Source organism: Kitasatospora sp. MBT66 (genome assembly GCF_000710405.2).
GTDB classification, from domain to species: domain Bacteria; phylum Actinomycetota; class Actinomycetes; order Streptomycetales; family Streptomycetaceae; genus Kitasatospora; species Kitasatospora purpeofusca.
On record NZ_JAIY01000010.1, the window covers coordinates 190,771 to 217,205 of the forward strand.

24 protein-coding genes are annotated in these 26,435 nt (G+C 73.9%); 8 read left to right on the forward strand and 16 right to left on the reverse strand.

Translation table 11 applies throughout. The annotated features are described in order from the left end of the window. Positions 1 to 54: 54 nt before the first annotated feature. Positions 55 to 936: an SAM-dependent methyltransferase gene (locus BI06_RS25485; RefSeq protein ID WP_082558674.1), complete on the reverse strand. Its 882-nt coding sequence runs from the start codon at positions 934 to 936 to the stop codon at positions 55 to 57. A gap of 285 nt (positions 937 to 1,221) precedes the next feature. Between BI06_RS25485 and BI06_RS25490 the strand changes: the two genes are divergently transcribed. Together BI06_RS25490 and BI06_RS25495 are read left to right on the forward strand one after the other, a co-directional pair. Beyond that, complete coding sequence (locus BI06_RS25490; protein WP_043471890.1) at positions 1,222 to 2,142, forward strand: polysaccharide deacetylase family protein; 921 nt, start codon at positions 1,222 to 1,224, stop codon at positions 2,140 to 2,142. 102 nt (positions 2,143 to 2,244) lie between these two features. After that, positions 2,245 to 3,270 carry a ketopantoate reductase family protein gene (locus tag BI06_RS25495; protein ID WP_043471893.1) on the forward strand — a complete coding sequence of 342 codons (1,026 nt, stop codon included), beginning with the start codon at positions 2,245 to 2,247 and terminating at the stop codon, positions 3,268 to 3,270. Positions 3,271 to 3,359: 89 nt separating this feature from the next. Here the strand turns inward: BI06_RS25495 and BI06_RS25500 are convergent, their stop codons facing one another. Beyond that, positions 3,360 to 4,178: an SDR family NAD(P)-dependent oxidoreductase gene (locus BI06_RS25500; protein ID WP_030395978.1), complete on the reverse strand. Its 819-nt coding sequence runs from the start codon at positions 4,176 to 4,178 to the stop codon at positions 3,360 to 3,362. A 393-nt stretch (positions 4,179 to 4,571) separates the two neighbouring features. Here BI06_RS25500 and BI06_RS25505 point away from each other — a divergent pair, with 393 nt between their 5' ends. Further along, positions 4,572 to 5,441, forward strand: a complete 870-nt coding sequence (locus BI06_RS25505; protein WP_030395977.1) for a 3-hydroxybutyryl-CoA dehydrogenase — start codon at positions 4,572 to 4,574, stop codon at positions 5,439 to 5,441. A 405-nt stretch (positions 5,442 to 5,846) separates the two neighbouring features. Here BI06_RS25505 and BI06_RS25510 read toward each other — a convergent pair whose 3' ends face one another. The 9 genes from BI06_RS25510 to infC all read right to left on the reverse strand — a co-directional run bounded on the left by BI06_RS25510 (position 5,847) and on the right by infC (position 15,540). Further along, positions 5,847 to 6,578, reverse strand: a complete 732-nt coding sequence (locus tag BI06_RS25510) for a hypothetical protein (protein ID WP_030395976.1) — start codon at positions 6,576 to 6,578, stop codon at positions 5,847 to 5,849. Positions 6,579 to 6,708: 130 nt separating this feature from the next. Beyond that, entirely contained in the window at positions 6,709 to 7,548 is an 840-nt protein-coding gene (locus tag BI06_RS25515; protein ID WP_030395975.1) for a chitosanase, read from the reverse strand. Positions 7,549 to 7,746: 198 nt separating this feature from the next. Next, entirely contained in the window at positions 7,747 to 10,248 is a 2,502-nt protein-coding gene (gene pheT / locus BI06_RS25520) for a phenylalanine--tRNA ligase subunit beta (protein WP_030395974.1), read from the reverse strand. Continuing rightward, positions 10,248 to 11,369: a phenylalanine--tRNA ligase subunit alpha gene (gene pheS / locus BI06_RS25525; RefSeq protein WP_043471896.1), complete on the reverse strand. Its 1,122-nt coding sequence runs from the start codon at positions 11,367 to 11,369 to the stop codon at positions 10,248 to 10,250. The genes pheT and pheS overlap by 1 nt, the downstream gene beginning before the upstream one ends. Positions 11,370 to 11,648: 279 nt before the next feature. Continuing rightward, a complete protein-coding gene (locus BI06_RS25530; RefSeq protein WP_030395972.1) occupies positions 11,649 to 12,752 on the reverse strand; it encodes a sensor histidine kinase KdpD in 1,104 nt (367 codons plus the stop codon). A gap of 201 nt (positions 12,753 to 12,953) precedes the next feature. Continuing rightward, a complete protein-coding gene (locus BI06_RS25535) occupies positions 12,954 to 13,823 on the reverse strand; it encodes an RNA methyltransferase (protein WP_030395971.1) in 870 nt (289 codons plus the stop codon). A 111-nt stretch (positions 13,824 to 13,934) separates the two neighbouring features. Next, the gene (rplT, locus tag BI06_RS25540; RefSeq protein WP_030395970.1) at positions 13,935 to 14,330 is read right to left on the reverse strand and encodes a 50S ribosomal protein L20; all 396 of its coding nucleotides are present in this window, start codon (positions 14,328 to 14,330) and stop codon (positions 13,935 to 13,937) included. 109 nt (positions 14,331 to 14,439) lie between these two features. Then, complete coding sequence (gene rpmI / locus BI06_RS25545) at positions 14,440 to 14,634, reverse strand: 50S ribosomal protein L35 (protein WP_030055648.1); 195 nt, start codon at positions 14,632 to 14,634, stop codon at positions 14,440 to 14,442. A 138-nt stretch (positions 14,635 to 14,772) separates the two neighbouring features. After that, positions 14,773 to 15,540 (reverse strand): translation initiation factor IF-3, encoded by a 768-nt coding sequence (infC, locus tag BI06_RS25550; RefSeq protein WP_051741824.1) that lies wholly within the window; start codon positions 15,538 to 15,540, stop codon positions 14,773 to 14,775. Between the two features lie 450 nt (positions 15,541 to 15,990). Between infC and BI06_RS25555 the strand changes: the two genes are divergently transcribed. Beyond that, entirely contained in the window at positions 15,991 to 16,368 is a 378-nt protein-coding gene (locus BI06_RS25555; protein ID WP_051741826.1) for a DUF1844 domain-containing protein, read from the forward strand. 60 nt (positions 16,369 to 16,428) lie between these two features. Here the strand turns inward: BI06_RS25555 and BI06_RS25560 are convergent, their stop codons facing one another. Continuing rightward, positions 16,429 to 17,202 carry an SseB family protein gene (locus tag BI06_RS25560; protein WP_051741827.1) on the reverse strand — a complete coding sequence of 258 codons (774 nt, stop codon included), beginning with the start codon at positions 17,200 to 17,202 and terminating at the stop codon, positions 16,429 to 16,431. A 138-nt stretch (positions 17,203 to 17,340) separates the two neighbouring features. Here BI06_RS25560 and BI06_RS25565 point away from each other — a divergent pair, with 138 nt between their 5' ends. The 3 genes from BI06_RS25565 (at position 17,341) to BI06_RS25575 (ending at position 20,322) form a co-directional block, all read left to right on the forward strand. Then, positions 17,341 to 18,603: an amino acid deaminase/aldolase gene (locus tag BI06_RS25565; RefSeq protein WP_082558675.1), complete on the forward strand. Its 1,263-nt coding sequence runs from the start codon at positions 17,341 to 17,343 to the stop codon at positions 18,601 to 18,603. 84 nt (positions 18,604 to 18,687) lie between these two features. Then, the gene (locus BI06_RS25570) at positions 18,688 to 19,116 is read left to right on the forward strand and encodes a hypothetical protein (RefSeq protein ID WP_030395965.1); all 429 of its coding nucleotides are present in this window, start codon (positions 18,688 to 18,690) and stop codon (positions 19,114 to 19,116) included. Positions 19,117 to 19,398: 282 nt separating this feature from the next. After that, positions 19,399 to 20,322, forward strand: coding sequence for a lytic polysaccharide monooxygenase (locus tag BI06_RS25575; protein WP_043471903.1), 924 nt, complete (start codon positions 19,399 to 19,401; stop codon positions 20,320 to 20,322). Positions 20,323 to 20,504: 182 nt separating this feature from the next. On the opposite strand, the gene BI06_RS25580 is transcribed toward BI06_RS25575, so the two are convergent. The 4 genes from BI06_RS25580 to BI06_RS25595 all read right to left on the reverse strand — a co-directional run bounded on the left by BI06_RS25580 (position 20,505) and on the right by BI06_RS25595 (position 25,506). Then, positions 20,505 to 21,686 carry a DUF2510 domain-containing protein gene (locus BI06_RS25580; protein WP_043471906.1) on the reverse strand — a complete coding sequence of 394 codons (1,182 nt, stop codon included), beginning with the start codon at positions 21,684 to 21,686 and terminating at the stop codon, positions 20,505 to 20,507. A gap of 161 nt (positions 21,687 to 21,847) precedes the next feature. Next, positions 21,848 to 22,690, reverse strand: a complete 843-nt coding sequence (locus BI06_RS25585) for a 3-oxoacyl-ACP reductase (RefSeq protein ID WP_051741829.1) — start codon at positions 22,688 to 22,690, stop codon at positions 21,848 to 21,850. A gap of 9 nt (positions 22,691 to 22,699) precedes the next feature. Beyond that, a complete protein-coding gene (locus BI06_RS25590) occupies positions 22,700 to 24,103 on the reverse strand; it encodes an aldehyde dehydrogenase (RefSeq protein ID WP_233290290.1) in 1,404 nt (467 codons plus the stop codon). Then, complete coding sequence (locus BI06_RS25595) at positions 24,100 to 25,506, reverse strand: glutamine synthetase family protein (RefSeq protein WP_051741831.1); 1,407 nt, start codon at positions 25,504 to 25,506, stop codon at positions 24,100 to 24,102. The genes BI06_RS25590 and BI06_RS25595 overlap by 4 nt, the downstream gene beginning before the upstream one ends. 162 nt (positions 25,507 to 25,668) lie before the next feature. Here BI06_RS25595 and BI06_RS25600 point away from each other — a divergent pair, with 162 nt between their 5' ends. Next, entirely contained in the window at positions 25,669 to 26,406 is a 738-nt protein-coding gene (locus BI06_RS25600; protein ID WP_030395959.1) for a gamma-glutamyl-gamma-aminobutyrate hydrolase family protein, read from the forward strand. Positions 26,407 to 26,435 lie beyond the last annotated feature (29 nt).

Here is a 26,435-nt window from a genome sequence, read left to right on the forward strand (position 1 = left end):
GGCGGACCGCCCGGCCCGGGCCGCCGCTCCCTCGGGCGACTGCCCGGCCGCCGCTCAGTTCTTGAAGGCGACGCCGGCGTAGGCCGAGACGTCCTGCCAGCCGGCCGGGAGGTCGGCGGTGGGGACGTGGCCGGCGACGGGGCGCCAGAGCGGGAGCTGGACCAGGCCGGGGCCGACGAACTCGAAGTCGCCGAAGAAGGGTTCGACGGCCGCGCGGGGGCGCAGCACCAGCGGCGCGCTGGCGCTGCGGTAGATGCGGGTGCCCTCGGCGGCGCTCTCGCGGGAGGCGAAGTCGGGGCTGCCGTGGGAGAGGATCAGCGCGCTGCCGGGGGCGAGCGCGTCGCGCAGGGTGCGGACGATCCGCTCGGCGCCGTCCTCGTCGCGGATGAAGTGCAGCACGGCGACCAGCATCAGGGCGACCGGCTCGCCGAGGTCGACGGCGCCGCGCAGGGCTGGGTGGTCGAGGATCGCCTCCGGCTCGCGCAGGTCCGCCTCGATGACGGAGGTGTGGCCCGCCGGGTGGCCGGAGAGCAGGGCGCGGGCGTGGGTGGCCACGATCGGGTCGTTGTCGATGTAGACGACCCGGGCGTCGGGCGCGGCCCGCTGGGCGACCTCGCTGGTGGAGCCGACGGCCGGGATGCCGGTGCCGATGTCGACGAACTGCCGGATCCCCCGGCCGGCCGCGAACTCCACGGCCCGGCCGAGGAACTCGCGGTTGGTGCGGGCCAGCAGCGGCAGCGCCGGGTAGGCGGCGATGGCGGCCTCGGCGGCCTTGCGGTCGGCCTCGAAGTTGTCCTTGCCGCCGAGGTAGTAGTCGTACATCCGGGCGGTGTGCGGCACGCCGGTGTCGAGTTCCGTCGGCGGCCGCCAGTCCTCGGCGCGCGCCCATTCCCATGCGTCCACGACGTCGGCCGTCGTGCTGGTGTCCTCGGTCATCTTCCGCCCCCTGGTGTCCGCTGCGTGTCCGCCGCGTGCTGTGCGCCGGCCCGTCCGCTGCCGGACGTCCCGGGCCCCCGTCGCGCCGTGCGGCCGTCGGGCGGCCGCCGAGCGGCCCCCACCGCACGGTGCGCCGTGATCGTAACCGACGACACGCCGCCGAAACAGCGGTAGTTCAGGTTTCCGCAGCGTCCGAACGATGCCGCGCGGGCGGCCTGGTCCCGGTCCGCGCCCGGCGCGGCCGCCGTTCGCCGCCGGGGGGCGGCGTCTCTATGCTGGCTGCCGATGACTGTCGACCGGCGCACCGTTCTGCGCACCACCGTCAAGCTGGCCGCTCTCGCCTCGGCCGGCGGGCTGCTCACCGCCTGCGGCGACACCGGCCGCCGCCGGGCCGATCCGGGGTCGTTCGCCGTGCGTCCGGGCCCGGTGGACCCGTCCGGCACCGTGGACCCGGCCTGGCCGGCCGGCGAGGGTCCCGCCTCACCCGCGCCCACCGCGTCGGCCCCGCCGTCCGACGGGCCGGTGCCGGACGGCTCGGCCGCCCGGGCCGCGGCGGCCGCCAGTGCGCCGCCCGTCCCGCCGGTGCTGCCGCCGTTGGCGGCCGGCACGCCGTTCGAGGTGGCGTACGGGCCGCGCACCGGCCGCAGTGTCGCGCTGACCTGCCACGGCAGCGGTGATCCGGCGCTGGCCACGGCGCTGCTGGAGACCGCCGAGAAGCGCGGCGTCGGCCTCACCGTGATGGTCGTCGGCAGCTGGCTGGACCAGCAGCCGCAGATGGCCCGGCGGATCCTGGACGGCGGTCACGAGCTGGGCAACCACACCCAGAACCACCAGAACATCTCGGCGATGTCCCCGGACCGGGCGCGCGACGAGATCGCCCAGTGCGCGGAGCGGCTGCAGCGGCTGACCGGCTCGATCGGCCGCTGGTTCCGCCCGTCCGCCGCCCAGTACGCGACGCCGATGGTGCGGGAGCAGGCCAGGGCGGTCGGCTACGAGCACGTGCTCGCCTTCGACGTGGACCCGCGCGACTACGCCGACCCGACCGCCGCCGAACTGCAGCGGCGGGTGCTCAACTCGGTGCGCGGCGGCTCGGTGGTCGCCCTGCACATGGGGCACCGCTGCACGGTGGACGCCCTGCCGGGCATCCTCGACGGCCTCGCCAAGGCCGGCCTCACCCCGGTGACCGCCAGCCGCCTCTGCGCCTGACCCCGGTCGTCCCGGCCCGCCCCCCCACGGCCCCACAGCCCCTCTCCGCCCGGGCCGGACGGGGGCCGTGGGGCCGTGGGGCGGCCGTGGGATGCTTCGGGCATGCGCTACATCATCATCGGGGCGGGTGCGGTGGGCGGCACGATCGGTGCCCGGCTGCACGAGGGCGGACACGAGGTGGTCCTGGTGGCGCGCGGCGCGCACCTGGGGGCACTGCGCGCGGAGGGGCTGTGGTTCGGGACGCCGCAGGGCACCCGGACGCTGCGGGTCCCGGCGGTCGGCGGGCCGACGGAGCTGGAGCTGCGGCCGGACGACGTGCTGCTGCTCGCCGTGAAGTCGCAGGACACCGCCGCCGTGCTGGCCGAGTGGGCACCGCGCCCGGTGGCGGGCGGCGGGACGGCCGGCGAGCGGCTGCCGCTGGTGTGCGCGCAGAACGGCGTGGAGAACGAGCGGCTCGCCCTGCGGCTGTTCCGCGAGGTGCTGGCGGTGTTCGTGTGGATGCCGTCCACCCATGTGGCGCCGGGCCGGGTGAGCGCCAACGGCACCCCGGTGAGCGGGATCCTGCGGCTGGGCGGGTACCCGTCCGGCAGCGGGGGCGAGCGGGCCGCCGCGATCGCCGCCGACCTCGACGGGTCGGGCTTCAGCGCGCCGATGGACGCGGACGTGGCGCGCTGGAAGTACACCAAGCTGCTCGGCAACCTCGGCAACGCCCTGGACGCGGTGGCCGGGCGGGGCCCGTACGGCCGGGGGTCGGCGGACGGCCGGCTGGAGGCGCTGTACGAGCGGGTGACCGCCGAGGGCGCGGCCGTGCTGGCGGCCGCCGGCATCCCCCACGACGATCCGGACGAGCTGGCCCGCACCTGCGGCAAGGCGCTGCGGCTGGAGCCGGTGGAGGGCGAGCAGCGGACCGGGTCCTCGTCCTGGCAGAGCCTGGCGCGCGGGACGGGTTCGATCGAGGCGGACCACCTGAACGGGGAGATCGTCCTGCTGGCGCGGCTGCACGGGGCGGCGGCGCCGCTGAACGAGGCGCTCCAGCGGCTGGCCGGGGAGTTCGCCCGGGCCGGGCGGGCGCCGGGTTCGCTGACGCCGGAGGAACGGGACTCGCTGGCGGCGCTCGCCGACCTCTGAGCGCCCCTCCCCCGCTCCGTCACGCCCGCGCGCTGTCCCGCCCCGCACGCCCGCACCCGCACGCCCGCGCCCGGACACCCCGCACCCGGTCAGCCCATCGGGTCGTCCGGCCCGTAGGCGCGCAGCCGCAGCGTCCGGGCGTCCGCCGCGCGGATCTCCTCCGCGCGGCGGACGAGCTCCTCCAGGTTGTCCCGCCCGGCGTGGATGAACCGGCCGTGCAGCGCGTCGAAGCGCCCGCGCGCGGCGTCCACGGTGACGGCGACCATGTACGGGACGGAGCCCCAGGCCTTCATGTCCTGGAACATCGGCATCCCGGCGGTCATGTCGGTGGCGACGGCGCCGGGGCTGATGTCGAGGACGACGATGCCGTGCTCGGCGAGCGGGTCGGCGAGGTTGTCGGAGAGCCGGAGCAGCGCGGCCTTGGAGGTGGCGTACGCGGTGTACCGGCTCTCGGGGCGCAGCGCGAAGCCGGAGTTGAGGTTGACGACGCGGCCGCGGCGGCGCTCGACCATGCCGGGCAGGACGCAGCGCAGCAGGTTGTAGGGGCCGCGCAGGTTGACCTCGACGACCTGCCACCACTGGTTGACGTCGGTCTCCCAGAGCGGGGCCTCGACCGGGTCGGTCCGGCCGGCGTTGTTGACCAGCAGGTCGATCGGGCCGAGGTCGCGTTCGACGAGGCGGACGGCCTCGCGGACCGAGCCGGGGCGGGTGACGTCGGCGGTGACGGCGACACCGCGCGAGCCGTGCCGGACGCATTCCTTGAGGGTGTCGGTGAGGGTCTCGTGGGTGCGGCCGACCAGGCCGACGGCCATGCCCTCGGCGGCGAGGCCGATGGCGATCTCCCGGCCGATGCCGCGGCCGGCGCCGGTCACCAGGGCGACCTGTCCCATGAGCGATCCCGTCGGCATGCCCCTGCTCCTTCGCGTCTCCCCGGCCACCCGCTGTCCGGCCCGCATTCTGTCCCCCGGCGGGCGGGGGCGGTGCCCGGGGCGCCGTACGACGCGGACGGGCCCACCCGTTCGGCGCAGGCCCGGGGCGGCGGCGGGGCGGCGGCGGGGCGGGGGCGGGGCGGGAACGCGCAGGGAGGGACCGGGGACCGGCGGGGCGACGCGGTCGGGACGACCTGGGGGCGGGGACCGGCCGTTCCGCCCGGGGAGGGGATGACCTACTCGCCGGTAGGGAGTAGTAACGTCGTCGGGACGGTGCACCGGTCCGCACATACCGGTGCCCCCGAACCGCCGAACAGCAGCTGCTGGGCCACTGTCGCTGGGCGACCCCCGGCACCACCGAAGGGCAACTGAGTGAGTGACATCGCGCGCGTCGGAGTGATCGGCTGCGGCCTGATGGGGTCGGGCATCGCGGAGGTGTTCGCCCGGGCGGGGCTGGACGTCCTGGTCGCCGAGGCCAGTGGGGAGGCGCTGGAGTTCGGGCGCACCCGGCTGACCAACTCACTGGAGACGGCCGTGAAGCGCGGCAAGCTGACGGAGGAGGAGAAGGACGAGGCGCTCGCCCGGCTGTCCTTCACCGTCGACCTGGCGGACTTCGCCGACCGCGACCTGGTGGTCGAGGCGGTCGCCGAGCGCGAGGACATCAAGGTGAAGATCTTCGAGACGCTGGACCGCGTCGTCGAGCGGCGGGACGCGATCCTCGCCTCCAACACCTCCTCGATCCCGATCGTGAAGCTGGCCGCCGCCACCTCCCGTCCCGAGCAGGTGATCGGCCTGCACTTCTTCAACCCGGCGCCGGTGCAGAAGCTGGTCGAGGTGATCCCGACCCTGACCACCTCCTCGGCGACCACCGACCGCGCCGAGACCTTCGCCGTCGAGGTGCTGCACAAGGCCCCGATCCGCGCCCGGGACCGGGCCGGCTTCGTGGTCAACGCGCTGCTGGTGCCGTACCTGCTGTCGGCGGTGCGGATGTTCGAGACCGGTGTGGCCACCGCCTCCGACATCGACAAGGGCATGGAGGCCGGCTGCGCCCACCCGATGGGCCCGCTGCGGCTGTGCGACCTGATCGGCCTGGACACCATCGTCTCCATCGCCGAGTCGATGTACGACGAGTACAAGGAGCCGCTGTACGCCGCTCCGCCGCTGCTGTCCCGGATGGTCGACGCGGGCCTGCTGGGCCGCAAGTCCGGCCGGGGCTTCTACGACTACACCGCGACCGCCTGACGGTCCGCCGGCAGCGGACGTGACGGGGCCCGGGAGCGGTATCCAGCTCCCGGGCCCCTGATGTGCCACCCAATTGCTCTGCACCGGCACGTTTAAGGGTGTGGGTCAGTCTCACAACGTTGCTCTGCCATTGAAGCTACCGCGCCACGGAGAGGCGCAGACGGGAGTCGAACCCGCAACCCACGCTGTAGCACACACCCGGTCGATCCGGCACTCGGCGGCGAATGCTGAGTCTTGAGCGAGAGTCTGAGTCTTACGGGGCGCCTCTGCCATTTGGGCCACTCCGGCAGGTGGTGCCGGAGGAGGGAATCGAACCCCCACCATTTCCCCGGTATCAGCTTCAACCTCAGTATCAGCTTGCGCTCTTCGCGCCACCCCCGGTCTCACCCGGGGGCGATCATGGGGCTACCCGAACAGGTAGCCGAACACCGCGTCGCCCACCCTGCGGTCGTCGACCTCGGCCCCGTTGGCCTCCTCGCGGGCGAACTGCACGGCCTGCTGGAGCTTCTCGACCCGCTCGACGAGCTCGTTGACCCGCCGGGCCGGGAGCGCCCCGGAGAACTTCACCGTCGTCCAGTAGCCGATCGCGATGTCCTCGTAGTACACCTCGACCTGGGCCGGGTGCTTCTCGGTCGCCTCGGCCTTGACGTGGTTGCGCGGCACCTTCCTGGTCCGGTTGGTGCGCACCGCCTCGGTCTTCCAGGAGTCCGTGGACGGGTCGTGGCTCCAGGCCTCGGCGGCGTCCAGCACGGGCAGCTTGCGGACGAAGGTCCGCAGGTCGGTGAGCTGCTTCTCCAGGAAGAGCAGGTAGGTGACCGGCGCGTCGGCGACGAGGGTGCGGCCGTCCACCACCACGTCCGCGCGGGCGGTGGTGTTCGCCCAGTCCTTGGTCGCGACCACGTCGAACAGCCTGGTCAGGGTGGTGGCCGTGGCCCGCAGCACGTCCTCGGCCTTGATCTGGACCCGGGTGGACTCCGGCGGGAGCTGCTCCCCCTCCTCGTCCTTGGGCTGGTAGGTACGGGAGATGCCGGCCAGCAGCGGGGGCTTCTGCAAGTCCTGGTGGGACTGCGTCAGCTCCTGGAAGGACTTCGACTTGACGCCCTTTTCGACGGCGATGATCTGGTTCAGCTTTGCCACGTCGGGGACGCTACCAGCGCACGCGTTCGACCGTCATCCGAATTACGGGGCACCGCACGTCCGTTCCGGGCACGCCCGCGGCGGGAGGCCCGGCCGCCGCCGCGCCTCCCGCCCGCCACCCGGCGGTCCGTCAGCTGTTGATGGCGTAGCTGTCCCCGTAGACCTTCCACTTCAGCGGCGGGTTGAGGTCGAAGTTCTTGGCGTTGAGGAACACCGTCTGCTCGGTGTCGACCCGGCTGGTGTCGGAGTGGGCCTCCTCCTTCAGCATCACGGTCTTGCGGGCCGCCAGGAAGGCCTTGAGGTAGGCGGCCTCGTCGCCGCCCTGGGCGGGGGTCTTGGCCTTCTTCATCGCGGCCTTGCGGATGCCGCCGAAGCTGTCCGAGCTGTCGCCGGGGCCGTGCATGACGATCGCGTCGTAGTAGGCGAACTGGCCGAGCGCGCGCAGGCCGTCGGCCTTGGCCTGGTTGACCGCGGGGTTGAAGTAGACGCGGTCGCGCTCGTCGTTCTGGGCCTGCTGGAAGACGCTGTCCTTGGCGGCGGTGGCCCAGTCCTTCTCGAAGGCGGAGCCGAGGCCGGCGTGCGACTCGGTGCCGTTGACCTTGCGCAGCGCCGGGAGGTACTTGGCGAGGATGTTGCCCGGCTTGAGGTCGGTGTAGTGCTCGACCAGGTCGAGCATGTCGCCGGTGCCGGAACAGAAGCCGATGATGCCGGCGGTGTAGCCGCGGCCGTCCTTGATGTCCTCGATGTACTTGTACTGGGACTTCCAGTCGAGGGAGGAGTTCTCGGCGCTGGACACCAGCTGCATGGCGATGTCCTTCTTGTGCGGGTCGTCCAGGCCGACGGCCGCGAGCCGGGTGGCGCTCGCGGGGGCCGGGGCGGCGTGGACGGTGCCGGCGGCCGCGACACTGGCCGGGACGGCGACCAGCAGGGCGGCGAGGGCGAGCCGGGCGGTGGGGTGCTTGAGTCGCATGGGGCGCTCCGTTTCCCTGGTCCGGGGCATGGGGGTCTCCGGACCCATGAGGAGAGTTAGGAAAGTTTCCTAACTAGATTGAAGCGTTCACGCCCACCACCGCGCAAGGCCCTGACGCCATCTTTGCGGGCCCGGTCATGCGAAAGGCCCCGACCGGAACTCCGGTCGGGGCCCTCGTACCGCTGGGCGGACTGTCCGTCAGGCGCCGCGCAGCACCGCGCCGGTGCGGGCGACGGCCTCGGCGACGGCCGCCTCGCGGGCGGCGCTCGCCTCGTCGGCGGTCAGCGTCCGGTCCGCGGCGCGGAACCGCAGCGCGTACGCCAGCGACTTGCGGCCCTCGCCGACCTGCTCGCCGGTGAAGACGTCGAACAGTCGGATCGCCTCCAGCAGCTCGCCGGCCCCGGCCCGCAGCGCGGCCTCGACCTCGGCGGCCGGCACGGCCGCGTCGACGATCAGCGCGACGTCCTGGGTGGCCACCGGGAACCCGGAGACCGGCGGGCCGTCGACCCGCACGGCGCCGTCGGCGGACAGCAGGTCCAGGTCGAGCTCCATCGCGGCGGTGCGCTCGGGCAGGCCCAGCGCCTTGACGGCGCGCGGGTGCAGCTCACCGGCGTGGCCGACCACCCGGTCGGTGCCCGCCACGACCAGCTCGGCGCAGCGGCCCGGGTGCCAGGGCAGCAGCTGGCCCCGGCGCACGTCCAGCTCGACACCGGCGGCCCGGGCCACCGCGCGGGCGGCCTCGATCGCGTCGGCCCAGCCGGCCGCGGAGCCCTTGCCCCACCAGCCGGACGGCAGCCGCTCGCCGGCCAGCGCCACCGCGACCCGGCGCGGCTGGTGCGGCAGCGCGGCGTCCAGCGCGGCCAGCTCCTCGGCGCTGGGACGGCGGTCGACGGCCGGGCGCGGGGCGACCGACAGCTCGTCCTTCGGCAGGAACACCGTCCCCGTCTCGAAGATCGCCAGATCGGTGTTGCCGCGGCCGATGTTGCGGCGCAGCGCCCCGAGCAGGCCCGGCAGCAGCGTGGTGCGCAGCCCCGGCTCCTCGTCGTTGAGCGGGTTGACCAGCGTCACCGTCCGGCGGCGGCGGTCGTCCGGCTCCAGGCCGAGCGCGTCGAAGGACGCCTCGCCGACGAACGGGTAGTTGTTGACCTCGACGAAGCCGGCGCCGGCCAGCGCCACGCCCACCCGGCGGTGCGTCCGCTGGGCCTCGGTCAGGCCCTTGCCCGGCGGGACGGTGGGCATCCGGGCGGGGACGTTGTCGTACCCCTCCAGTCGGATGACCTCCTCCGCGAGGTCGTACGGGTCGGTGAGGTCGGGGCGCCAGGTCGGCGGGGTGACCTCCAGGACGTCGGCGCCGGAGACCGAGCAGCCGATCTCCTGGAGGCGCCGGGTGACGGTCTCGCGGCCGTACCCGGTGCCGGCGACCCGGTCGGGCAGGTCGGCGGCGATGGTGATGGTGCGCACCGGGTGCGGGGCGGCGATGTCGGTGACACCGGCCTCGGCGGTGCCGCCGGCGATCAGCACCAGCAGGTCGACGGCGCGCTGCGCGGCGGCGCGGGCGGCCTCCGGGTCGACGCCGCGCTCGAAGCGCTTGGACGCCTCGGAGGGCAGCTTGTGCCGCTTGGCACCGCGGGCGATGGCGACCGGGTCGAAGTGCGCCGCCTCGATGATCACCTCGGTGGTGCCCGGGCCGGCGGCCGGGTCGAGGATCTCGGTGGAGGCGCCGCCCATGACACCGGCCAGGCCGATCGGGCCGCTGTTGTCGCAGATCAGCAGGTCCTCGGCGGACAGCGTGCGCTTGACGCCGTCGAGGGTGGTCAGGCTCTCGCCCGGCTCGGCCCGGCGGACCGTGATCGGGCCGTCCACGCGCTGCTTGTCGTAGGCGTGCAGCGGCTGCCCGACCTCCAGCATCACGTAGTTGGTGATGTCGACGGCGAGCGAGATCGGGCGGATACCCGCCTTCTGCAGCCGGCGCTGGAGCCAGATCGGGGACTTGGCGGCCGGGTCGATGCCGACCACGGTGCGGGCCACGAAGCGGTCGCAGCCGGCCGGGTCGTTGACCTTCACCAGGTAGCCGAAGGAGTTCGCCGGCGGCACGTCGAGCAGCGCCGGGTCGGCCAGCGGCAGCCCGTACGCGGCGGCGGCCTCGCGGGCGACGCCGCGCATGGACAGGCAGTAGCCGCGGTCCGGGGTGACGGCGATGTCGAGCACCTCGTCGACCAGCTGGAGCAGCTCGATCGCGTCGGTGCCGGGCTCGTACTCGGGCGGCAGCACGATGATGCCGTCGTGGTCGTCGCCCATGCCCAGCTCGCGGGCGGAGCAGATCATGCCGGCCGAGGTGTGGCCGTAGGTCTGGCGGGCGGCGATCGGGAACGGACCGGGCAGCACGGCGCCCGGGAGGACCACGACGACCTTGTCGCCGACGGCGAAGTTGGTCGCGCCGCAGACGATCTCCTGCGGGTCGCCGGTGCCGTTGGCCTCGCCGACGTTGACCCAGCAGTGCCGGATCGGCTTCTTGAAGCCGGTCAGCTCCTCGATGGAGAGCACCTCGCCGACCACCAGCGGGCCCTTGAGGTCGCCGCCGATCTGCTCGACGGTCTCGACCTCCAGGCCGGCCCGGACCAGGCGCTCGGCCACGTCGCGGCCGGTCTCGCCGGCCGGCAGGTCGACGTACTCGCGCAGCCAGGAAAGCGGGACGCGCATCAGATCTCCATCCCGAACGGGAGGGTGAAGCGCACGTCACCCTCGACCATGTCGCGCATGTCGGCGACGTTGTGACGGTTCATCAGGATCCGCTCCAGGCCCAGGCCGAACGCGAACCCGCTGTAGCGGTCGGGGTCGACACCGCAGGCGACCAGCACCCGCGGGTTGACGACGCCGCAGCCGCCGAGCTCGATCCAGCCCTCGGAGCCGCAGGTGCGGCAGGGCCGGTCCGGGTTGCCGACCGACTCGCCGCGGCACACGAAGCACTGCAGGTCGATCTCGGCACTCGGCTCGGTGAACGGGAAGTACGAGGGCCGCCAGCGCAGTTCCAGGCCGTCGCCGATCAGGGTCGAGACCAGCTGCTCGATGGTGCCCTTGAGGTCGGCGAAGGTGATGCCCTCGTCCACGGCCAGGCCCTCGACCTGCCGGAAGACCGGGGTGTGGGTGGCGTCCAGCTCGTCGGTGCGGTAGACCCGGCCGGGGCAGACCACGTAGACGGGGGGCTCGCGGTCGAGCAGGGTGCGGGCCTGGACCGGGGAGGTCTGGGTGCGCAGCACCACGCCGGAGTCGGCGGAGCCGTCCGGGGCCCGGACGAAGAAGGTGTCCTGCATGGAGCGGGCCGGGTGGTCCGGGCCCAGGTTGAGGGCGTCGAAGTTCAGCCACTCGGCCTCGACCTCGGGGCCCTCGGCGACCTGGTAGCCCATCGCGACGAAGGTGTCCTCGATGCGCTCGGCCAGCGTGGTCAGCGGGTGGCGGGCGCCGCGCGGGGTGCGGTCGTAGGGCAGGGTGACGTCCACCGCCTCCTCGACCAGCACCCGGGCGTCGCGCTCGGCCTCCAGTTCGCCCTGCCGCTTGGCGAGGGCCTGGTTGACGGCGCCCCGGGCCTGGCCGATCAGCTTGCCGGCGGCGGCCTTGGCGTGCGGGGGCAGGGCGCCGATCTCGCGGTTGGCGAGGGAGAGCGCGGAGCGGTCGCCGGTGTGGGCGACCTTGGCCTGCTTCAGCTCGTCGAGGCTGGTGGCGGCGGCGAACGCGGCGAGCGCCTCGTCCCGGGCCGCCTCCACCACCTCGGGCTTGAGGGCCTCGACCTCGACCGGGTCGTACGACTTGTTGGGTGCCGACATCTCTATCTTCCCGTGCTCCTGCTCGTCCGTGCTCAGGTAAGGGGGCTCGTGCGCCCTCCGGGCCCGCCGACGGGCAGGAGGGGGCCACCGCGTCACGCCCGGCGTGGCCGGGGCACGGGCAGCCGGTCTCCGAACGGGGGAGGTGGGATGTCCGCGGCACAACCGCGCAGGGCGTTCCACAACGCCAAAGGTCGAGTGTAGTCGCAGCGCGTAGCGCGACCGCCGTCAAGCCCGCCCGTGGACCGACCGCGCCCTGCGGGGCAGGGCGCCGGTGCTCGTTCAGAGCATGAAGTCGGGGATCCCGGCGGGCAGGACGAATCGGAACCGGGCGCCGCCGCCGGGTGCGCGGTCCACCCGGATCGAGCCGCCGTGGGCCTCGACGATGCCCTTGACGATGTAGAGGCCGAGGCCGGTGCCGCCGCGCCTGGAGCCGCGCCAGAAGCGGGTGAAGACGCGTGGGACCGCCTCTTCGGGGATGCCGCTTCCTTCGTCGCTCACGGTGACCGCTGTGCCTTCCACGATGCGGGGCGGGGTGCCGGGGCGCTCCCAGACGGGGGCCTCGACGACCTCCTTGGCCGGTGCCACCTCGATGGTGACAGTCCCCTCGCCGTGGCGCACCGCATTTTCCAGCAGGTTGGCGAGCACCTGGTCGACCTTGTCCGGGTCCGCCCACAGCACCGTCAGCGGCTCGCCGATCCGGATGTCGAAGCGGTCCTCGGGGATGCCGGTGGCGACCTTGCGCTCGACGTGGCGGCGGACGGCGGCGCCCAGGTCGACCACCTGCTTGCGCAGCTCCAGCCGGCCCGCGTCGATCCGGGAGATGTCGAGCAGCTCGGCGATCAACCGGGTGACCCGGTCGGCGTCCGCGTCCACGGTCTCCAGCATCAGCCGCTTCTGCCCGTCGGTGAACCGCTCCCACTTGGCGAGCAGGGTCGCCGTGAAGCCCTTGACACTGGTGAGCGGCGAGCGCAGCTCGTGGGCGACGGTGGCGATCAGTTCGGCGTGGCTGCGCTCGGTGCGGCGGCGGGCCTCGGTGCCGCGCAGGGCGATCACCAGCTTCTCCACCGGCCCCTTGGGGCGGGACCGCACGTAGCGGGCGGAGACCAGTACCTCGCGGCCGCCGGGCAGCAGCAGATTGCGCTCCGGCTGGCTGGTGCGGACGGCGAGGCCGCCGTACGGGTCGGTCAGCTGCCACCAGCGGCGGCCGTCGAGGTCCTCCAGCGGGAGGACGTCCTCCAGTCCGCTGCCGAGGGCGGCCCCCGGTTGGACGCCGGTCAGCCGGGCGGCGGCGCGGTTGAAGCAGACCACCCGGCCCAACGCGTCGGCGACCACCAGGCCGTCCGGCAGGTCGTCCGGGTCGAGCTCTGGCCCGCTGCCGACCATGGGTGTCCTCCCCGATTACCCACCGTGTCTTTCCCCCCACCGAGGCAGACCCTAGCGCCTCCCAGCCTCGGGTAATAGGGCCCACGACGAGTTCCCGGCGCGCCCGGGCGGCCCCGTTCCCGGGCTGTCGCCGGGGGACCGGCCCCGGGACGGCCGGGCGTGGCGCGCAGCCAGGCCGGGCGGGGGTGCCGCCGGCGGCCGCTACCGGGCGGCCGCGCGGCACCCGCCGGGCGAGCGCTGGGCGCGGGCCGAGGCGTACAGGCAGACCGCGGCGGCGGTGGCCAGGTTGAGGCTCTCGGCGTGCCCGTGGATCGGCACGCGCACGACCTCGTCGGTGAGCGCGCGGGTCTCCTCCGGGAGCCCCCACGCCTCGTTGCCGAACACCCACGCGCCGGGCGCGCCCAGGGTGCCCTCGTCGAGCTCCTGGTCGAGGTCGCGCTCCCCCGCGCCGTCGGCGGCGAGCACCCGCACGCCGGCCTCGCGCAGCCGGCCGATCGCCTCCTCGACCGGCACGCCGACGGCGACCGGGAGGTGGAACAGGCTGCCGACCGAGGCCCGCACGGCCTTCGGGTTGTAGAGGTCCACGGAGGCGTCGGTGAGCACCACGGCGTCGGCCCCGGCCGCGTCGGCGGTGCGCAGCACGGTGCCGGCGTTCCCGGGGTCGCGGACGTGGGCGAGCACGGCGACCAGCTTCGGCCGGGCGGCCAGCACCTCGGCGAACGGGGTGTCGATGAAGCGGCAGAGGGCGACGATGCCCTGCGGGGTGACGGTGTCGCAGATCCCGGCGATCACCTCGTCCGTGGCGGTGAGCACCGGCAGCCCCTCGGCCAGCGCGGACTCGACGATCCCGGCGTGCCGTTCGGCGGCCTCGACCGTGGCGTACACCTCGACGACGACGTGCTCGCCCGAGCCCGGCAGCCGCCCGTACGCGACGGCCTCGCGCACGGCCTGCGGGCCCTCGGCGAGGAAGCGGCGCTCCTTGCCGCGCTGGCTGCGCTTGGCGAGCCTCCGGGCGGCGATGACGCGCGGCGAGCGCAGGGAGGTGAGCAGGGGCGTGTCGGTGCTCGGCATGGTCTCGTCTCTGTACTGGCGTCTGTGCGGTGACGCTGCGCGGTAACGCAAAACCGGACCCGCAGGATCGAGCCTGCGGGTCCGGTCAGCTCAACACAACTGATCCGAGGATCAGGCGGCGTCGGCGGCGGCCTTCGGGGCGTTGACGTCGGCCGGCAGCGCCTTCTGGGCGACCTCGACGAGCGCGGCGAACGCACCCGGGTCGTTGACGGCCAGGTCGGCCAGCATCTTGCGGTCGATCTCGACGCTGGCGGCCTTCAGGCCCTGCACGAAGCGGTTGTAGGTGATGCCGTTGGCACGGGCCGCAGCGTTGATGCGCTGGATCCACAGCTGACGGAAGTCGCCCTTGCGCTTCTTGCGGTCGTTGAAGTTGTAGACCAGCGAGTGGGTGACCTGCTCCTTGGCCTTGCGGTACAGGCGCGAGCGCTGGCCGCGGTAGCCGCTGGCGCGCTCCAGGATGACCCGGCGCTTCTTGTGGGCGTTCACTGCCCGCTTGACGCGTGCCACTTGATTACTCCTTGGGTTGGACCACGGACTACTTCACGTGGTCCGTCATTCGAATGGGTCGGGAAGGATCAGCTGCCCCGCACACGGCTGGCGCCGGGCGGGAGGGCGATCACTTGCCGAGAAGCTTCTTGATCTTCTTGGCGTCGGCGGGGGCCAGCTCGACCGTCCCGGCCAGCTTGCGGGTCAGCGTCGAGGGCTTGTGCTCCAGGAGGTGGCGGCGGCCGGCGCGCTCGCGCAGCACCTTGCCAGAGCCACTGATCTTGAAGCGCTTGCTGGCGCCACTGTGCGTCTTCTGCTTCGGCATGTCGCCGTATCTCCTCGTCGGTCCGTCCACGCCCGCGCGGTGTGCGCCGCGCGGGCGTGAAGGATGGATCTGCGGTGACCGGGCGGATGCCCTGTCACCCTGGTGGCCGGTCTCCCGGGCCGCTCTGACCGGGGAAGGTCAGGCGCCCTGGGAGGCCTCGGCCGGCTGCTCGACCGGAGCGGCGGCCTCGGGGGCCTCCGTCTCGGCGGCGGCGTCCTGGGCCTCGGCGAGGTCCTCCGTGAGGTCCTCGGCGACGTCCTCGGACTCCAGGAGCTCGTCCTGGGCCTCGAGGAGATCCTCGGAGTCCGAGGCGGCGTCGGAACCGGGGGTCCGGCCCTGACGCTCGGCCTTGCGGGCGTCAGCGAGGGCGCGGGCCTCGGCCATCGCCTCGGTCTTCTTCTTGTGCGGGCCGAGGACCATGATCATGTTTCGGCCGTCCTGCTTGGGCGACGACTCGACGAAGCCCAGGTCCTGGACGTCGTCGGCGAGCCGCTGGAGCAGACGGAAGCCCAGCTCGGGGCGGGACTGCTCACGACCACGGAACATGATCGTGATCTTGACCTTGTCGCCCTGCTTGAGGAACCGAACGACGTGACCCTTCTTGGTGTCATAGTCGTGCGGATCGATCTTCGGCCGGAGCTTCATCTCCTTGATGACCGTGTGCGCCTGGTTCTTGCGCGCCTCACGGGCCTTCATGGCCGACTCGTACTTGAACTTGCCGTAGTCCATGAGCTTGCACACCGGCGGCCGGGCGGTCGCCGCGACCTCGACCAGGTCGAGGTCGTACTCCTGCGCGAGCTCCAGCGCCTTGGCAAGCGGCACGATGCCGACCTGCTCGCCGCTGGGACCGACGAGTCGCACCTCGGGGACGCGAATCCGGTCGTTGATGCGGGGCTCGGTGCTGATGGGGCCTCCTCGGTTGCACCTTCTGCGATGCGGCCGTCGGGCGGCGGTCGCACGTAGTGGACTCGACCACTGGGCGGGGCTTCATTCGTGCTGCGCTGTGGATCCCTACGCCCACACCGCGACACGAAAAAAGCCCCGCTCGGTACAAGCGGGGCTCCACACAACCGGGGGCGGCACCCGGTGAGGGGTGCTGCGGCGACTGTCGGCGCTGGGCGCCCGTCGCGGACCGGACCCGTCGACCGCGAGGCCGCTCGGGTGGGAGACTTTCGCGGTTGCCCTCTCGGGCCTCCTGGGTGGAGCCTCCTCTTGCTGGCCGGGGTTCCCTGGGGATTCCTGGCCGGTCAGTCTCGAAGCATACAGCGCCGGGGGGTCGAACGCCATTCCGCCCCGGCCCGGCCCGGCTTGTACGCTCCCTCTGTACGGACACCGGCACGACGGAACGAGCCCCCCTTGAGCAGCGAGCCCATCCAGAACCCCGCCGCGGACGACGAGGCGATCGGCTTCGACGACCTCACCCGGGACATCGCCGAGGTCCCGGCCGTCGAGGTGATCACCACCGTCGCGGTGCACCTGATGAGCGCCGCGGCCGTCAAGTGCGGTCTCGCCGAGGGCGGCGACAAGGACAAGGACCTCGACGAGGCCCGCAAGCTCATCACCGCGCTGGCCGGGCTGGTCACCGCCGGCGCCCCGGAGATCAGCAACTTCCACGCGGCGCCGCTGCGGGACGGCCTGCGCTCGCTGCAGCTGGCCTTCCGCGAGGCCTCGATCGTCCCGGACGCCCCGGGCTCGGGCCCGGGCGAGAAGTTCACCGGGCCGGTCTACTCCTGAGCCGACGGCGCACGGCGGAGGGGCACCTACTCACGTGAGCAGGTGCCCCTCCGTCCGTCGTCAGCGCCGGTAGAGCGGTTCGCCGGGCAGCCCCGCGCCCGCCGGGAGGACCGCCAGGTCCAGCCCCAGGTCCAGCCGCACCCGCAGCACCGGGTCGGTGGCGACCGCCCGGCCCACCCGCTGCGCGGCCTCCTGCATCCCGGCCCGGTCCAGCGCCGGGTCCAGGACCACCGCCAGCACGCCGTCCGAGTCCTCGGCCGCCGCCAGCACCCCGGCGACCACCTGCGGCTCGGCGGCCAGCAACGCCCGCACCGCCTCCCGCACCTCCGGGTCGGCGGCCGGCGCCAGGTACGGCCGGTTCTCCGCCAGCGCGCGCAGCCGGGCCCCGGACAGCAGGAACGGCACCGGCCCGGCCGGGTCCAGCAGCAGGGTGTCCGCGCGCTCGGAGAAGGCGACCATGGCGGCCTGGGGCGCGGCCACCGGCGCCGGGCGGGCGTCGGCCCGCCAGCGGGCCAGCGACTCCAGCGAGGTGAAGGCCGGCAGGGCGCGCCGGCCGTCGGCGGCCTCGACCAGCGGGACGGCCATGTCGCTGCTCTTGTCGTGCTTGTGCCCGTGCTCGTCCACCTCGACCTCGCCGAGGATCGCCACGATCGGCACCATCAGCCGGGTCGGCGCCAGCGCCGCCAGCACCTGCGGCTCGGCGGCGGGGTCCTGCGCCCAGCGGGCGAGCGCGGCGGTCAGCGCCGGGTCCGCGGTGCCGTCGTCGCCGGAGAAGCCGGGGTCGGGGATGCTCTTGCCGACGAAGGCCGGGTTCGGGAAGTCGTTGCGGTCCACCCGGCCGACCCTATGCCACCGTGCGGCCGCCCCGCGCGGACCGAAGGTCCCGGCCGGGCTCCCGGTCCGGCGCGCCCGTCCGAAGGTCCCCCGTCCAACCCCTACCCGCGGGTAGCGCGGGTGTGGCACGCTGCGCCCATGGCCACGCCCGAAGCCGCTGCCCGCACCGCGTCCGCCCGACCGCCCGCCGCGCTCGACCACCGGGCGCACAACCCGGCCGCCGACCGCGCCCGGTACGACCGGGCCACCGCCCATCTGGACGGCCCGGTGGCCGTCGTCGACCTGGCGGCCTTCGACGCCAACGCCGCCGACCTGGTGCGCCGGGCCGGGGGCAAGCCGGTCCGGGTGGCCAGCAAGTCGGTGCGCTGCCGCGCCCTGCTGGAGCGGGTACTGGCCGTGGAGGGCTTCGCCGGGGTGATGGGCTTCACCCTCGCCGAGTCGCTCTGGCTGGCCCGCACCGGCCTGCGCGACATCCTGCTCGCCTACCCCTCCAGCGACCGCGCCGGCTTCGCCGAGCTGACCGCCGACCCGGAGCTGGCCGCCGCCGTCACCGTGGTCCTGGACGACCCGGCCCAGCTGGACCTGGTCGACGCGGCCCGGGCCGGCTCCGCCGAGGTGCGGGTCTGCCTGGAGCTGGACACCGCGCTGCACCTGCTCGGCGGCCGGGTCCGGGTCGGCGCCCGCCGCTCGCCGCTGCGCACCCCCGGGGACGTGGCCGCCTTCGCCGAACTGGTGCAGCGCCGCCGGGGCTTCCGGGTGGTCGGGCTGATGGCCTACGAGGGGCACGTCGCCGGCGTGGGCGACGCGGTGCCCGGGCGGCCGGTGCGCTCCGGCCTGATCCGGCTGATGCAGGCCCGGGCCCGGGCCGAGCTGGCCGAGCGGCGGGCGGCGACGGTCCGGCTGGTGCGCCAGGTGGCCGAGCTGGAGTTCGTCAACGGCGGCGGCACCGGCAGCGTCGAGTCGACGGTGGCCGAGCGCGCGGTGACCGAGGTGGCGGCCGGCTCCGGGCTGTACCAGCCGCGGCTGTTCGACAACTACCGCTCGTTCCGGGGCCGGCCGGCCGCCCTGTTCGGCCAGCCGGTGGTCCGCCGGCCCGGGCTCGGCGTGGTGACGGTGCTGGGCGGCGGCTACCCGGCGTCCGGCGCGGCCGGTCCGGACCGCTCCCCCGTGCCGTACCTGCCGGCCGGGCTGCGCTACGACCCGATGGAGGGGGCCGGCGAGGTGCAGACGCCGCTGCTCGGCGCGGCCGCGGACGACCTGCTGATCGGCGACCGGGTCTGGTTCCGGCACGCCAAGGCGGGAGAACTCTGCGAGCGCTTCCCGGAGTTGCACCTGGTGGAGGGTGACCGGGTGGTGCGCACCGTGCCCACCTACCGGGGCGAGGGGCACACCTTCCTCTGAGCCGCGCGGCCCGCGCCGTTCCGCCCCCTCCGGACCCCGGTTCCACTACCGTGGACGGGGATCGCACCGACGGAGGGGGAGGCCGTGGAGGCCGAGATCGCGCAGCTGGTGACGACGGGGGCCACGACGGTGGTCGGGCTGATGGCCACCGAGGCGTGGACGCAGGCCCGTTCGCGCCTGGCCGCGCTCTTCGGGCGGGGCCGGGACACCGAGGAGGTGTCGGCCGAGCTGGAGGAGATCAGGGTCGAGGTGGTCCGGGCGGACGGCGACGCCGAACTGGTCGGCGACCAGGCCGCCGAGCTGCGCAACCGGCTCCGCCGGCTGCTGCGGCAGGACCCGCAGGCGGTGGACCGGCTCCGAGCCGTCCTGGAGGAGTTCGCACCGCGGGCGCCGCAGCCGGGCAGCACCGTGTACAACCACACGGTCAACCACGGGACGATCACCGAGTCCGTGATCCAGGCCGGCCGGATCACCACGTACAACAACTACCAGTCCCCGCCCCCGAAGGACTGAACCCCGGCGCGGGAGCCCCGGCCGAACCTTGGCCGGACCTTGGCCGGACCTTAAGAGGGCCCGATGGGATGCCTAACTACGGCGCCCCGTCGGGCCTTTGTGCTGCTCGACGGGCTACATTCCGTCAAAAAGTGGCCCACAGCGCGCTATTGCCAGCTGGTCTAGTCCAATCATACGCTCAGCCCAGGGACCGGACCGCCGGGTCGACCGGCCCCTCGGGCAGACGTGCCCGGCACTCCCCCACAACCTCGGCCCGGTACACGGTCAAGGAGTCCCCACCCCATGTCCATGAAGCGCACCGCCCTGTCCGTCGGCGTCATCGGCGCCGCGTTCCTCTCCGTCTCGGCGGCCGGCATCGGCACGGCCGGCGCCCACGGCACCGTGACCAACCCGGTCAGCCGGATCGCGGCCTGCTACGCCGAGGGTCCGGAGACCCCCAAGTCGCAGATCTGCAAGGACCTCGTCGCGCTGAGCGGCACCCAGCCGCTGTACGACTGGAACGAGGTCAACCTCGCCAACGCCGCCGGCAACCACCAGGCGCTGATCCCGGACGGCAAGCTCTGCTCCGCCGGCCGCGACAAGTACAAGGCCCTGGACCTGCCGCGCGCCGACTGGCCGGCCACCGCGGTCACCGCCGGAAAGATCGACTTCAAGTTCCGGGTCACCGCCCCGCACCAGGGCAACCAGACCATCTACATCACCAAGCAGAGCTGGAACCCCACCCAGCCGCTGAAGTGGTCCGACCTCGACGCGGTGCCGGTCGCCCAGGTGCCGACCCTCCGCACCTCCGACAACGGCTACTACAACTACAGCGGCACCCTGCCGCAGCGCACCGGCCGCCAGCTGCTCTACATGGTGTGGCAGCGCACCGACAGCCCCGAGGCGTTCTACAGCTGCTCGGACGTCGACTTCGGCAAGGGCGCCTCGCTCACCGAGGCCGTCTCCGCGCTCACCGCCCAGGCCCCGGCAGCGCCGAGCGAGGCGCAGATCGCCGCCGGTCAGTCCAAGTCCACCGTGGCCCACCACGGACACGGCGGCAACGCCGAGGAGCCGGCCGGCAAGGTCGTCGCGGCCGACAGCGCGGCGGTCGGCGGCGGTTCGGCCACCGGGCCGCTGCTGCTCACCGGTGCCGCCGCGATCGGCCTCGGCTGGGCCGCCATGGTGCTCCGGCGCCGACGGGTCGAGGCTGTTCGACACGACGGCTGACCGCCGGAAGCCGGGGCGGCGCCGTCCCCGAACCCCTGTTCGGCGCCTGCCCCGGCCGATCCACCCGTTGCAGTACGGCGGCGGCCCGCCCGGAGTGTTCCGGGCGGGCCGCCGCCGTGCGTGAGCCAATCGTGCGGGCCGCGCCCGGGGCCCGTGTCGGGGCCCCGGGGCGACTGCCGCGGTCAGGTGTTGGAGGTGCCGGTGCCGCCGCCGTCCTGGCCGCCGGGGAAGCCCGGGATCGCGGGCAGCTTGCCGCTGTAGTCGTTGATGCCCTTGAGGATGCTGTCCATCACCGAGACGTCCGGCGCCTTGTCGGCGATGTCGAAGCCGAAGTGCACCGAGACCAGCGACTTGCCGTCGGCGGACGGGAAGACCACCGTCTGCACATAGCCGTCGTTGCCCTTGGCTGCGTCCACCTTCCAACGGACCAGGTAGCCGTCGCGGCCGTCCACCTTGACCGCCTCGGACTTGAGCTCCTGGTGCGAGAGGACCTCGTTGTAGGAGTCCTTGACGGCCTTGTCGATGTCGGCCTTGGCCGCCGCCTGGACGTCGGTGCCGCCGCCGTCGATCCGGCCGGTGTTGGCACCGCCCAGCGAGCAGCTGCCGCCGCCCTCGCAGTCGTAGGAGCCGACGGTCATCAGGGCGAAGCCGTCGCGGGTGGTGCCGCCCTCCCAGCCCGAGGGGACGGACAGGACCAGCCGGTTCACCGCGTCGATGGCCTGGTTGCTGTTGGCGCCGTTGCCCCGGCCGCCGTTGCCGTTCCCGTTGCCCTGGCCGCCGTTGCCCTGGCCACCGTTCCCGTTGCCCCGGCCGCCGTTGCCGTTGCCGTTGCCCTGGCCGCCGTTGTTGTTGCCGCCGTTGCCGCCGTTGCCGCCCGGGTCGCCGAAGTCCGGCAGACCGCGCCACGGGCCGCCGTTCCCGTTCCCGTTGCCGCCGGGCGGAACGGCCTGGCGCGCGCTGTGGTGCCGGTCGCCGTGGTCGTCCATCGCCAGGTAGGTGATGCCCGAGCCGACGCCCAGGCCCAGCACGGCCGCCACGGTGGCCGCGATCACGAGCTTGGACGGCTTGCGCCGCCGCTTCGGCGGTGGGGGCGGCGGCGAACCGTAGGCGGTGCCGAAGGGCGGCGGCTCCGGGTAGCGGACCGACGGTCCGCTCTCCAGCACCTCGCCCTCCAGCACCCGGGTCTCGGCGGTCTCCTCCGGCCCCGGAGCGCCGGCCGCCGGGGCCTCCGGCGGCGGCGCGTCCGAGGGTGCGGGCCGGGTGCTGGCCGTCCAGCCCTTGCCGTCCCACCAGCGCTGGGGTCGCGGGTCGCTGGTGATGTCCTTCGGGTCCGGGTACCACCCGGCGGGGATCTGCTCACTCACGACAGAGAATCTAAAGGCAGCCGGATAAGCGCGAAATCAGCTGGACCCCGAATTCCGGCCCTTTTCGATGAAATTACCGTGAGAAGGCGGGACCGGCCCCTCCGAACACCCGGAACGTGTCTTTCCGATCACACCCCGGGTCGCAGCCGGTCACTCCCGGGTCACCCCCCGGGGCCGTGCAGCGGCGTCACGTAGGCGCCGGAGATCCCGCCGTCCACCAGGAACTCGCCGGCCGTCATGAACGAGGAGTCGTCGCTGGCCAGGAAGGCCACCGCGGCCGCGATCTCCTCCGGCCGGGCGAAGCGGCCGAGCGGGATGTGCACCAGGCGGCGCGCCGCCCGCTCCGGGTCCGCGGCGAACAGCTCGCGCAGCAGCGGGGTGTCCACCGGCCCCGGGGAGAGCGCGTTCACCCGGATGCCCTCCCGGGCGAACTGCACGCCCAGCTCGCGCGACATCGCCAGCACCCCGCCCTTGGACGCGGTGTACGAGATCTGCGAGGTCGCCGCGCCCGTCCGGGCCACGAAGCTCGCGGTGTTGATGATCGAACCCCGCCCGTGCCGGCGCATGTACGGCAGCACGGCCCGGCAGCACAGGTAGACCGAGGTCAGGTTGACCTCCTGGACCCGGCGCCAGGCGTCCAGCCCGGTGGTGAGGATCGAGTCGTCCTCCGGCGGCGAGATGCCGGCGTTGTTGAAGGCGACGTCCACGCTGCCGAAGGTCTCGTAGGCCTCGTCGAAGAGCGCCTCGACCATCGCCGGGTCGGTCACGTCGGTGTGCACGAACAGGCCGCCGACCGCCTCGGCGGCCGCCTTCCCGGCGGCCTCGTCGATGTCGGCGCAGACCACCCGGGCGCCCTCGGCGGCGAGCCGGCGCGCCGAGGCCAGGCCGATCCCGCTGCCCGCACCGGTGATCACGGCCGTGCGCCCGACCAGCCGGCGGCAGACCCGCCCGTCGTCCTCCCCGGACTCGTGGGGGTGGTGCGGCCGGGGGTCGTTCCGGGTCACTGGCGGCTCCTACGAATCGGTGCGGATGTAGACGTTCTTGGTCTCGGTGAAGTGCGCCAGCGCCTCCGGCCCCAGCTCGCGGCCGACCCCGGACTCCCCGAAGCCGCCGAACGGCGTCCAGTAGCGCACCGAGGAGTGCGAGTTGACCGAGAGGTTCCCGGCCGCGACCCCGCGGGCCAGCCGCAGCGCCCGGCCCAGGTCGCGGGTCCAGATCGAGCCGGACAGGCCGTACCGGGTGGCGTTGGCCAGCCGCAGTGCGTCCGCCTCGTCCTCGAACGGGAGCACCACCGCGACCGGGCCGAAGATCTCCTCCGTGACCGCCGGGACGTCCGGCCGGGTCGGCGCCAGCACCGTCGGCGGGTACCAGAAGCCGGGGCCGTCCGGCACCGCGCCGCGGGCCAGCACCGGCAGGTCGGGCGTCACGTACGAGGCGACCCGCCGTACCTGCGCGGCCGAGATCAGCGGGCCGAGCGTGGTCCGCGGATCGGCCGGGTCGCCGGTGCGGACCGCCTCGACGGCCGGCAGCAGCAGGGCCAGGAAGTCGTCGAGGACCTCCCGCTGGACCAGGATCCGGCTGCGGGCGCAGCAGTCCTGGCCGCTGTTGTCGAGGAAGGACATCGGGTCGGCGGCGCCCGCGAGGTCGGCGTCGGCGAAGACGATGTTGGGGCTCTTGCCGCCGAGTTCGAGGGTCACCCGTTTGGCCCGGGCCGCGCAGCGGGCGGCGACCTCCTTGCCGATCAGGGTGGAGCCGGTGAAGACGATCTTCCGCACCTCCGGGTGGTCCACCAGCGCCCGGCCGGTCACCGCCCCGGAGCCCGGCACCACCTGGAACAGGCCCTCGGGCAGTCCGGCGGCGAGGGCGAGCTCGGCCAGCCGCAGCGCGGTGAGCGGGGTCGCCTCGGCGGGCTTGAGCAGGACGGCGTTGCCGGCCGCGAGGGCGGGCGCGAAGCCCCAGGCGGCGATCGGCATCGGGAAGTTCCACGGCGCGATCACCCCGACCACGCCGACCGGTTCGCGGAAGGTGACGTCCAGCCCGCCGGCCACCGGGATCTGCCGCCCGGTCAGGCGCTCCACTCCCCCGGCGGCGTACTCCAGCAGGTCGCGGACGTTGCCGGCCTCCCAGGTGGCGTTGCCGATGGTGTGGCCGGCCTCGGTGACCTCCAGCGCGGCGAGTTCGGGGACGTGCACGTCCACCTGGTCGGCGAAGCGCCGCAGCAGCCGGGCCCGTTCGCCGGGCGGCAGGGCGGCCCAGCCGCACTGGGCCGCGACGGCGCGCCGCACGGCGGCGTCGAGCTGCCCTGGCGTGGTGTCGGGCAGGGTGGCGAGGACCTCGCCGGTGGCGGGGTTGCGGACGGTGCAGGCGGGGGGCGCCGCCTCGGTGAGGGTGGTGGTGGTCGTGTCGATGGTGCTCACATCCGCTCGAAGGATCGGTAGCGCTCCCAGTCGGTGATCGCGCCGTCGTAGGCGTCCTGCTCGACCCGGGCCATGTGGAGGTAGTGCTCGACCACGTCGTCCCCGAAGGCCGTGCGGGCGAGTTCGCTGGCGCCCCACAGGTCGGCGGCCTCGCGCAGCGAGCCGGGCACCCGGGCGTAGTCCTCGACGGCGTAGGCGTTGCCCAGGCAGGGGGCGGGCAGCTCCAGTTTCTGCTGGACGCCGTGCAGGCCGGCGGCGATCATGCCGGCCACCGCCAGGTAGGGGTTGACGTCCCCGCCGGGCACCCGGTTCTCCATCCGCAGGCCCGCGCCGTGCCCCACCACCCGGTAGGCGCAGGTCCGGTTGTCCCGGCCCCAGGCGACCGCGGTCGGCGCGAACGAGCCGGGGCGGTAGCGCTTGTAGGAGTTGATGTTCGGCGCGTACAGCAGGGTGAACTCGCGCAGCGCGAGCAGCTGCCCGGCCAGGAAGTGCCGCATGGTGTCGGTCATCCGGCCGTCGGCGGCGGCGAACGCCGGGGCGCCCACCGCGTCCCGCAGCGACAGGTGGATGTGGCAGCTGTTGCCCTCGCGCTGGTCGTACTTGGCCATGAAGGTGAGTGCGCAGCCGAGTTGGGCGGCGATCTCCTTGGCGCCGGTCTTGTAGACGCTGTGCTGGTCGCAGGTGGTGAGCGCGTCGGCGTACCGGAAGGCGATCTCGTGCTGGCCGAGGTTGCACTCGCCCTTGGCGGACTCCACCACCAGGCCCGCGCCGGCCATCTCGGTGCGGATCCGGGAGAGCAGCGGCTCGACCCGGGCGGTGCCCAGCAGCGAGTAGTCGACGTTGTAGAGGTTGGCCGGGGTGAGGCCGCGGTAGCCGCCCTGCCAGGCTTGTTCGTAGGTGTCGCGGAAGACCAGGAACTCCAGCTCGGTGCCGATGTCGGCGGCCAGGCCGTACTCGGCGAGCCGGGCGATCTGGCGGCGCAGCAGCTGGCGGGGCGCGGCGGCCACCGGGTGGCCGCCGTGGCCGGCCAGGTCGGCGGTGACCTGGGCGGTGCCGGGCTGCCAGGGGGTCAGGCGGAGGGTCGACAGGTCGGGGCGCATGGCGAAGTCGCCGTAGCCGGTCTCCCAGGAGGAGAGCGCGTAGCCGTCCACGGTGTTGAGTTCGACGTCGACGGCCAGCAGGTACTCGCAGGCGTCGGCGCCGTGCTCGGCCACCTCGTCGAGGAAGAAGCCGGCGGCGAAGCGCTTGCCCTGGAGTCGGCCCTGCATGTCGGTGAAGGCCAGGGCGACGGTGTGGACCTCGCCCGCGTCGACCAGCGCGCGCAGCTCGTCGAGGGTGAGCGGGGCGCGCCGCCGGGGGGTGCCGGGCCCGGCGGCCCCGGGTGCGGTGGTGCGGTCGGACATGGCGGACGCCCTCCTCCTCTTCCTCGATCACGCAGCGAGACCGAGCGGTCACAGCGAACCGTACGGCCTGGCGCTGACAGCACGGAAGAGGGCGGACGGGTGTGGCGCGCCGAGGTGCGAGGTTGACGGGTGATCGGGCGGGACGGGAGGAGAATGCGCGCCATGGATCGCAGGCCTATTGTCGGCGTCAGCACCTATCTGGTGGACGCGAGTTGGAGCGACTGGCGGGACCGCCGGGTGGCCCTGGTGCCCGAGCGGTACACCGCCTATGTACAGAATTCGGGCGGGATCGCGGTGCTCCTGCCGCCCGACGCCCCCGAGCGCGCGCCGGAGGTGCTCGCCCGGCTGGACGCACTGGTCGTCGCGGGCGGACCGGACATCGACCCCGCCTACTACGGGCAGCCGCCGCACCCGCTGACCGATGTGGACACGGTCGAGCGCGACGTCTGGGAGTCGGCGCTGCTGCGGGCGGCGCTGGCGGCGGGGATGCCGTTGCTGGGGATCTGCCGGGGCATGCAGGTGCTCAACGTGGTGTGCGGGGGCACGCTGATCCAGCACCTGCCGGACGTGGTGGACGTGGATGTGCACGCGGGTTCGCCCGGCCGGTACGGGACGCATGTGGTGCGGCCGGTGCCGGGGACGCTGCTGGGCGGGCTGCTGCCGGAGCCCGAGCTGACCGTGCCGACCTTCCACCACCAGGCGGTGGACCGGCTGGGGACCGGGCTGCGGGTGAGCGCGCACGCGCCGGACGGGACGGTGGAGGCGGTGGAGGGGCCGGGGTTCACGCTCGGGGTGCAGTGGCATCCGGAGCAGGGCGAGGACCTGCGGGTGATGCGGGCGCTGGTGCGGGCCGCGACGGCGGCGCGGTCGCTGCAGCTGGAGCCGGTGGAGGTCGGGTAGGGCGTGCCCCTCGGGTCGGGGTGCGCCGC

Excerpts from the sequence above, each read along its gene's own strand:
- pheS (WP_043471896.1), bottom strand. The coding sequence starts at position 11,369 with ATGTCGGCACCCAACAAGTCGTACGACCCGGTCGAGGTCGAGGCCCTC.
- BI06_RS25535 (WP_030395971.1), bottom strand. The coding sequence starts at position 13,823 with ATGCCGAGCACCGACACGCCCCTGCTCACCTCCCTGCGCTCGCCGCGC.
- BI06_RS25565 (WP_082558675.1), top strand. The coding sequence starts at position 17,341 with ATGGCCACGCCCGAAGCCGCTGCCCGCACCGCGTCCGCCCGACCGCCC.
- BI06_RS25500 (WP_030395978.1), bottom strand. The coding sequence starts at position 4,178 with ATGCCGACGGGATCGCTCATGGGACAGGTCGCCCTGGTGACCGGCGCC.
- rpmI (WP_030055648.1), bottom strand. The coding sequence starts at position 14,634 with ATGCCGAAGCAGAAGACGCACAGTGGCGCCAGCAAGCGCTTCAAGATC.
- BI06_RS25490 (WP_043471890.1), top strand. The coding sequence starts at position 1,222 with ATGACTGTCGACCGGCGCACCGTTCTGCGCACCACCGTCAAGCTGGCC.
- BI06_RS25515 (WP_030395975.1), bottom strand. The coding sequence starts at position 7,548 with ATGCGACTCAAGCACCCCACCGCCCGGCTCGCCCTCGCCGCCCTGCTG.
- BI06_RS25600 (WP_030395959.1), top strand. The coding sequence starts at position 25,669 with ATGGATCGCAGGCCTATTGTCGGCGTCAGCACCTATCTGGTGGACGCG.
- BI06_RS25485 (WP_082558674.1), bottom strand. The coding sequence starts at position 936 with ATGACCGAGGACACCAGCACGACGGCCGACGTCGTGGACGCATGGGAA.
- BI06_RS25575 (WP_043471903.1), top strand. The coding sequence starts at position 19,399 with ATGTCCATGAAGCGCACCGCCCTGTCCGTCGGCGTCATCGGCGCCGCG.
- BI06_RS25595 (WP_051741831.1), bottom strand. The coding sequence starts at position 25,506 with ATGTCCGACCGCACCACCGCACCCGGGGCCGCCGGGCCCGGCACCCCC.
- BI06_RS25495 (WP_043471893.1), top strand. The coding sequence starts at position 2,245 with ATGCGCTACATCATCATCGGGGCGGGTGCGGTGGGCGGCACGATCGGT.
- pheT (WP_030395974.1), bottom strand. The coding sequence starts at position 10,248 with ATGCGCGTCCCGCTTTCCTGGCTGCGCGAGTACGTCGACCTGCCGGCC.
- BI06_RS25530 (WP_030395972.1), bottom strand. The coding sequence starts at position 12,752 with ATGGTCGGCAGCGGGCCAGAGCTCGACCCGGACGACCTGCCGGACGGC.